We start from the raw sequence: 6,556 nt of genomic DNA, 5'->3' as shown, positions 1-6,556 counted from the left end.
GTAAGTAAGAGCTTAAAAATGATTAACCGGGTTTCTGTGGAAAAGTTTACAGAAACCCGGTTTCTTCATAGTAGTCATAAAACAGTACAGAGGAAAAACAGAGTGGTTATTATTTCTTCACAACGGTGCAAAGATAGAAATCATCTGCCTAACGCTGCTGCTAAGCTGTTTCTAACCAATCAAAAATTCTGTCTAACTGTGCCAAAGTCACCAGCCCGTATTGCCACAAAATCATGGGAATGTGGTTTGGGCACTCTTCGCTGCGCCGTATGGCTAGGGCGATCGAGGATGCCGGGATCGCTAATTCTTCTTGTAAAAAGTTGACTAATTTTGTCTGCATAGTAGATTGCCTTGCCTTCGAGTCTTAAAAATTTTCTTCTCCCAACCTATGAGAAAAATATCGTTTAAAAACTCCCCTGTCAGGGTGATTTAACTCGTCCTAATGGGTGATTTCGATCACAAAAATCTCTAGGCTCTAAAATTAGCTCTTTAGGAATAAGTCTAACGGTAAATGACCATAAGTTCCGCTGATAGAGTCATTTTCTGAAGATTGGCAGGACACCAGCACACCGCGATAAATTCCTGTGTAGGAATCGAGATAGTGGGATTGCTTGTGAGTGTTAAATTTTATGTAAACTGGGCTTTCTAGGGAAGGGGTTTTGCTGGTGTCGAGACGAATTTTATAGCCCAAGCCCTCTAAATAGGTTTTTAGGGCTGCAAACCCTTGCTCCGCCGTATCGGCACAAATACCTAAATTGAGGTAATCGGACAACTTGGCGATCGTCAGTAGCGCTTGACGGAGTAAAGCTTTTTCTTGTTCCGACTCGATCGGCTTAGTTTCGATGCAGCTAAATTGCTTGAGGATTGTTTGGGCTTGTTCGACAGTGAGGTGAGCAGTCATGGTTTGGGTAGAGTAACTCAAGATTATTTTACGGGCGCGATCGCACCCCCGTAGAGTGGGCATTACCCAATAGAGGACGATCGGATTTCCGTAGGATTCGCTCAATGCTACAATTATACGCATATACGCTTATGCGTATAAGCGCAGGGAGGCCAAAATTTGTATGGGTAGATGTGGGCATAGAATGGATTTATGTCTAAATCTCCTATAAACCTGTCGATCGAAGAAAGTTTGAAACGCAGACTAAAGGCGGCTTGCGCTATGCAAGGCCGTGACGTTAGCAGCGTTGTATCAGAACTGGTTGAGGAATGGCTAGAGAAAATTGAGCCGCAACTGGTGCAACAGGCGTTCCAGAAGGAAAACAATAAAAATTAACGCTAAGCGGCCATAAACATTCTTTAGCGCAAGCCACAACAGTCAAAGTTTTCGGTGCTATCTGACTTACGACCCATTTAATAATGAACAGCGAAAATTCTGAATCTATTTCAGAATAAATTATCTCCCAGCACGCAGTAACCGAACGCAAGAGGTGCTACGAAATGGAAAGGAGATATGGATGGAAGTTACTGCGAATAGAATTAACAGGAGACAAAACTCTTAAATACGATTGCGTATTCGAGGGAAAAACCGAATTTCCTAATTACACAGAGGGGATGGAAAGATGAGTAGAAAGTATATTATTTTTAGAGCGGAATGGAATGAAGAGGAGGGAGCCGAAAACAGGCTACTAGCGCACACTGGAGCTATCACCGACATTCTTGCCGAACATTTCGATTCATCCGATCGTCCCTTACCCTCTCCTGGCTACAGATTGAGGGAATTCCATCGAGTCGAACAATTTTTCGATCGACAGTTCCCAAATGCTAGCACTCACACTCGGATCGGCGATTGGGAAGTAACCAGAGTTGAAAAATATGCCCCAGAAACTATGAGTGAGTTTGAAGCAATTGTTGTGTGCTATTGTCGCTACGCTCCAGTAATTACTCCACTGGAGCCCATGCCAAAAATTCAAGTTTCTGAAGAGCTTCAAGAATTACAGTCGATAGATCGGAGAAGGGATATTGCACCCAGATAACAACCGAGGTTCAAGGCAACCAAAAATCTGGCAAGACGCTTTTTACCAAATCGCGTCCCCACTGATTGATTGTCCGCGCAATTTGGATATGCGGTTCATCTGCTTCCACAGGCAAAATCGTCGCCTTATTGCCACGTTTAAAGCGATCGACTACTAAATTCGCAGCTTCTAAACCAGTCACATAAGCCTTTTCCTGCGACCAGGAACCGTGACGGTTAACAATCCAATCACCACTCATAAAAATGTTATCGAAACTGGTTACTGCTGGTAACATATATTGATAGCTACCTGGATAAAAATGAGTGACTGCCCGTGGCAAACGAATCGCGCTACTGTCGATTACTTTTGCTTCGCCAAAAGCGGGGATACAGGTTGCTAAATCGCGCTGCACTATCTGCACAATTTCCTCATCCCTGAGAGGTAGAAATTGGTTGGCGTGATAGAAATCTGCTTCGATAACTGTTCCGGGTTCGTTGCGATACTCATCGTGCAGGGCGTTGAGGTCAAAAAATGTCCAACCTGTGGTAGGATTGAAGCCAAAGCAGGCATTGGAAGGCAGGGGGATATCGATTTTGCGATCGAACCACAACCGCGTCGCCAAAACGTCGATCGCGCCTAAATTCATCGCGTCCCGAAATTCCTGGCGACTTTGCAGACTAGGGCTACCGCTGACAATTTTTTGCATACCGGTTATCCCAACCGCAAAGATAACCGCATCTGCATCAAAAACTCGATCGCCGCAGACAACGCCCGTCGCTCTATTATTATCAATAATTAAATCGCTAACCCGTTGCTGGGTAACTACTTTTCCGCCAGCTTGTTCGATGCGTTCCACCCAAGGGCGAAAGATTTTTTCTCCGACTGTTCCCCGACACCAAACTACATCGAAATTGGGTTGATGAGCGAGGATAAAATAGTACAGCATACCCAAGGCTGCTGCTGCGGAACATTGCTCGCCTGGGGCGAACAATCCTACTAATAGCATCGGCTCAAAAGAATCGCGGTACAGCCTTGCAGAAACTCCAAATTGTTTGAATAATTCGCGGGCAGTGACTCCATCGTAACGTTGCCAAGCTGCATCGGAATTATCAAAATCGATTAATGCGTAGAGTAGGGGTAAGGCTGAAAGGCGATCGATTAATGGCAGTCGTCTAAACTTAGGATAAAGAAAAGTTCCCAGCGGTGTGGGCAGTAAGGGTTCATCCTGAAAAATGGGGGATTCTACTTCCAATCCGGCGGGAGAATATTGAGAAGAACGAGTCCAAGTTGTGAAGGGATTAAGTTCTAATTCGTTAACTAGAGAAAAGATATTTCTATAGGGATACCAGAAGCCGTGAATGCCTGCTTCGACAGAACGCCCTGCGGCAGTTTTCCAGCCTGCAACCAAGCCACCGGGATAGGAACCGGCTTCTAAAAGGGTTACGTCGTAGCCTTGTTTTGCTAAGTGGTAAGTTGCGCCCAAACCCGCCCAACCCGCACCGACAATTACTACTTTTTGGGTTTGCGATTCTGTTGACATTTAGTACCTTTTGATGATTTGCGCGATTTAATTTTGCTGGGGCGTCGGCGAACAAGATTGTAGGTTGGGTTGAGCGACAGGGAAACCCAACAAATTCTATTTCTGCGTTGGGTTTCGTTACCTCAACCCAACCTACTTTGAGATCTGAAGACAACAAAAATCCCTAGCCCTGACGCCCGACGCCCTCATTGAATTTGTTTCTGATGGTTTCGATGCGGTTGCGATTTACTCCTAAATCTGATTCTCCCAGACGGGAAGCCGATCGCACATGAATCACCTTTTGTCCTTCGTCGAGAAAAAATTCTACATCATCAACAAAACCCATCAGTCTGCTGGTGAATTCTGCATAGAGATAATTGGGTGTTTCGATAATAATTTTAGTTCTTTTTTGGGACTCAATTACTTTTTTGAGTTGAGCCATTGCCTCAGCAGGAGTAGAATTGTAAGTAATAGGCTCAATTTTGTGTCCGGCATCCTGACTTTGGCTGCTGACGCAGTTGGGAGAACTCGGACAAGGCGCTAGTTTGCCTGCTTGTACGCCGAGGTTAGTGGGTCTTTTGCCTGCAAACAAGGTTATGGCTCCTGGAAATGCTACCGTTGCTCCCAGCCACAGGATAGTAACTAACAGCAACGATAACAAGATTATCACGAATTGTCTGAGGGGCGATCGCTTTTCGATTTCTGACTCAACCATGAATAGGATAAAGGTGATGCAACAGGCATATTATCCCATATTACCTACCATCAAAACAATTGGTGGGTCATGCCCACCCTACCAATTTGCGAGGATCGTTTCACCGCGTCGGAAAATTTCCCGCGCATAATCTGTCCAAACTCCTTGACCCCAGTAACGAAAACAACTCGTTTGCAGCAAAAAGTTGTACAGCAATGCTTCGCGATAGCGCGATTCTTTGGTAATGTTTTCAGGCAAAGAATCAACCTTTTTGTGGAAAAAAGCGCTGAGTTGATTCATGGGAGTCAAAACATTTTCGTATCCTTTCACCCAACTGATGTGATTTGTCCAGGAAGCACCATCCATGTGAAAGTTATGGTGAGTTTGCTGCAACTCGGCAATGGCATTAGTTACTGCATCCGGGGTAGAGTTTTCTGGCGAAACTTTTTGCCAAATTAAATGTTGACCGATCGGCTGACAAGTGGGATAATTATCTTCATGGCAACCGGCAGCTTCAATTAATTCCAAATACTCTGTACCAGTCATCGCTACAACGCCCGATTTGCCGCCGTTATTTTGCGCTATTTCGTAACTAGCGCGGAAGAAAGCACCGGGAAATTCGTTCATCATCACGCCGCCATTTTCGCCATCCCCAATTTGGCTGACTATTGGCGGTACGGAAACTTCACCTAACATTTGTCGAGATAAGGTTTTTGCCTCGTAATAAGGCTGCATTTGCGCTACCAGTTTCGTATCCGAACCTTGGGTTTTGATTAAAGCGGTGATACTGACAACTTCGCCGTGAGAATTGCGGGCAATTAAACGGTGAGGCAGATGTTTGTATCCCAGCGATTGTCCGGTGAGAGTTTCCACAGAATGTTCTTGCACTAATAGCCAGCGATAGCCGCATTCTTTCAGCGCTTTGACAAATTCAAATAAAGTATCGGGATGATTGGGTAAGTGCATTTCTGGCGGCGAAAATCCCTTGACGCGAGATAGTGCTGACCAACCAAAAATGGCGGCAAAATGATGTTGCCAAGCTTGGATGTGCAGTTTGAGATCCGGTATGGGAGTGGAGGGAACTACTGCGTGACTCCACATTGTTCCAAGCCATTCCACATAAGGCTGATAAGTGGGGTCAATGGTGATGCGTTTGAGATTTTCTAGGATATCGCCGTGTCCCATTTGTCGCAATCCCCACAACAAATTGCCGGAGTAATCTAACATGACGCGAGGATTGCAACCGTTGGCGACAAGTTCGGGGATAAAATCTGCCATACGGCTATAACAATTGGCAAATGGCGCGGCGTTGTGGTTGTCTCCTGACTGGGGATGTTCAAACATATATTGCAGGTTGGAGATGAGTTGGCCGTTATGTCCGGCGGGTATGGTAGGCTGGTGCATATGCAGGGCTATGGCAAAGGCTGCTTGCACTTCACTTAACTTGATGTTTGTTGTGGGTAAAAATACTGGTTCGTTTTGTTGAGTTACTGACTGAATTTCTTTTTCCCACCCGCATATGTTGGGCAATCCGTCAATTATTTCGGGTAATTGGGGGAGGGTAGTAGGTTGTAATGTTGTAGGCATTTGTGTGAGGGATTTTTATAGGAAACATATTGAGTTTGACACAATTAATGCCAAGTCAAAAATCAAAAGTCAAAAGTGAAAAGCAGATAGAGACCTCGGCAGGGCGAAGCATTCGGACAGAAAAATCTTGAATTTGAGTTATGAATCGTCGCCCGAATGCTTCGCCCCTACATAATACATATTTCGTTCTTTCTGTCAATTTTTTTTACTGGACTGGCGTTCTAGCGACGCTACGGACACCATATCACCGTTTGATGGTAGCAAAAAAGTTTTAGTCCCCTTGCGGGGATGCGGTTAATTGAAAGAGCAGCTTTTGGTATGTTCAAAATGATGATTTTGCGGTTTCAGTCCCCTTGCGGGGATGCGGTTAATTGAAAGTTCTTATCGATTCCGCCGATGAGGAGGATCTGGAGAAGTTTCAGTCCCCTTGCGGGGATGCGGTTAACGGATGCGATCGCAGAATAAGCTGTCGGTTCTTGCGGGTCGATCGGATAAAATCTTAGTTTTTGTTACCAATTTTACGGATGGTGCGTTAGGCACGGCAATTTAATTATTGGTTGCCATACTCAATTTCTCGCCCGTGCCTAAAACACCCTACTGTTAAATAATATTTTGGCAAATATTCTTTGATAATTTCCGATATTCTCGACTTTTTTACTTTTTCCTTTTACACTAAAAAAGTAGAATGATTTTGGTAGGGGCATCTGTAGGTCGTGTTTGTACAAATACAACTTTTGGTATGTTAGAAGCTTTTGATAGTCCGTCTGAGGCGGCATACACAAAAACTGATAAAACTTACTT

At 44.7% G+C, this 6,556-nt stretch carries 8 protein-coding genes; 3 read left to right on the top strand and 5 right to left on the bottom strand.

What is annotated here, in order from left to right; genetic code table 11:
• Positions 1-160: 160 nt before the first annotated feature.
• Together H6S82_RS13705 and H6S82_RS13700 are read right to left on the bottom strand one after the other, a co-directional pair.
• Complete coding sequence (locus H6S82_RS13705) at positions 161-340, bottom strand: DUF2949 domain-containing protein (protein ID WP_190472841.1); 180 nt, start codon at positions 338-340, stop codon at positions 161-163.
• Positions 341-481: 141 nt separating this feature from the next.
• Positions 482-1,024 carry a DUF1824 family protein gene (locus H6S82_RS13700; protein ID WP_322112000.1) on the bottom strand — a complete coding sequence of 181 codons (543 nt, stop codon included), beginning with the start codon at positions 1,022-1,024 and terminating at the stop codon, positions 482-484.
• Positions 1,025-1,093: 69 nt separating this feature from the next.
• Here H6S82_RS13700 and H6S82_RS13695 point away from each other — a divergent pair, with 69 nt between their 5' ends.
• From H6S82_RS13695 to H6S82_RS13690, 3 genes are all read left to right on the top strand, one after another.
• On the top strand, positions 1,094-1,276 hold the full coding sequence (locus tag H6S82_RS13695; protein ID WP_190472844.1) for a plasmid partition protein ParG: 183 nt from the start codon (positions 1,094-1,096) through the stop codon (positions 1,274-1,276).
• A 164-nt stretch (positions 1,277-1,440) separates the two neighbouring features.
• Positions 1,441-1,566, top strand: coding sequence for a hypothetical protein (locus H6S82_RS34010; RefSeq protein WP_277926420.1), 126 nt, complete (start codon positions 1,441-1,443; stop codon positions 1,564-1,566).
• Entirely contained in the window at positions 1,563-1,976 is a 414-nt protein-coding gene (locus H6S82_RS13690) for a hypothetical protein (protein WP_190472846.1), read from the top strand. The genes H6S82_RS34010 and H6S82_RS13690 overlap by 4 nt, the downstream gene beginning before the upstream one ends.
• A gap of 10 nt (positions 1,977-1,986) precedes the next feature.
• On the opposite strand, the gene H6S82_RS13685 is transcribed toward H6S82_RS13690, so the two are convergent.
• The 3 genes from H6S82_RS13685 to H6S82_RS13675 all read right to left on the bottom strand — a co-directional run bounded on the left by H6S82_RS13685 (position 1,987) and on the right by H6S82_RS13675 (position 5,755).
• On the bottom strand, positions 1,987-3,495 hold the full coding sequence (locus H6S82_RS13685) for an FAD-dependent oxidoreductase (RefSeq protein ID WP_190472848.1): 1,509 nt from the start codon (positions 3,493-3,495) through the stop codon (positions 1,987-1,989).
• Between the two features lie 163 nt (positions 3,496-3,658).
• Positions 3,659-4,189, bottom strand: coding sequence for a DUF1499 domain-containing protein (locus H6S82_RS13680; protein ID WP_190472851.1), 531 nt, complete (start codon positions 4,187-4,189; stop codon positions 3,659-3,661).
• Between the two features lie 78 nt (positions 4,190-4,267).
• On the bottom strand, positions 4,268-5,755 hold the full coding sequence (locus tag H6S82_RS13675; protein ID WP_190472854.1) for a glycosyl hydrolase family 57: 1,488 nt from the start codon (positions 5,753-5,755) through the stop codon (positions 4,268-4,270).
• Between the last annotated feature and the right edge of the window lie 801 nt (positions 5,756-6,556).

The organism is Planktothrix sp. FACHB-1355 (assembly GCF_014748295.1).
Lineage (GTDB): Bacteria > Cyanobacteriota > Cyanobacteriia > Cyanobacteriales > Aerosakkonemataceae > Aerosakkonema > Aerosakkonema funiforme_A.
The sequence above is the reverse complement of the archived record's forward strand: the minus strand, read 5'-3'. Positions and strand labels throughout refer to the sequence as shown.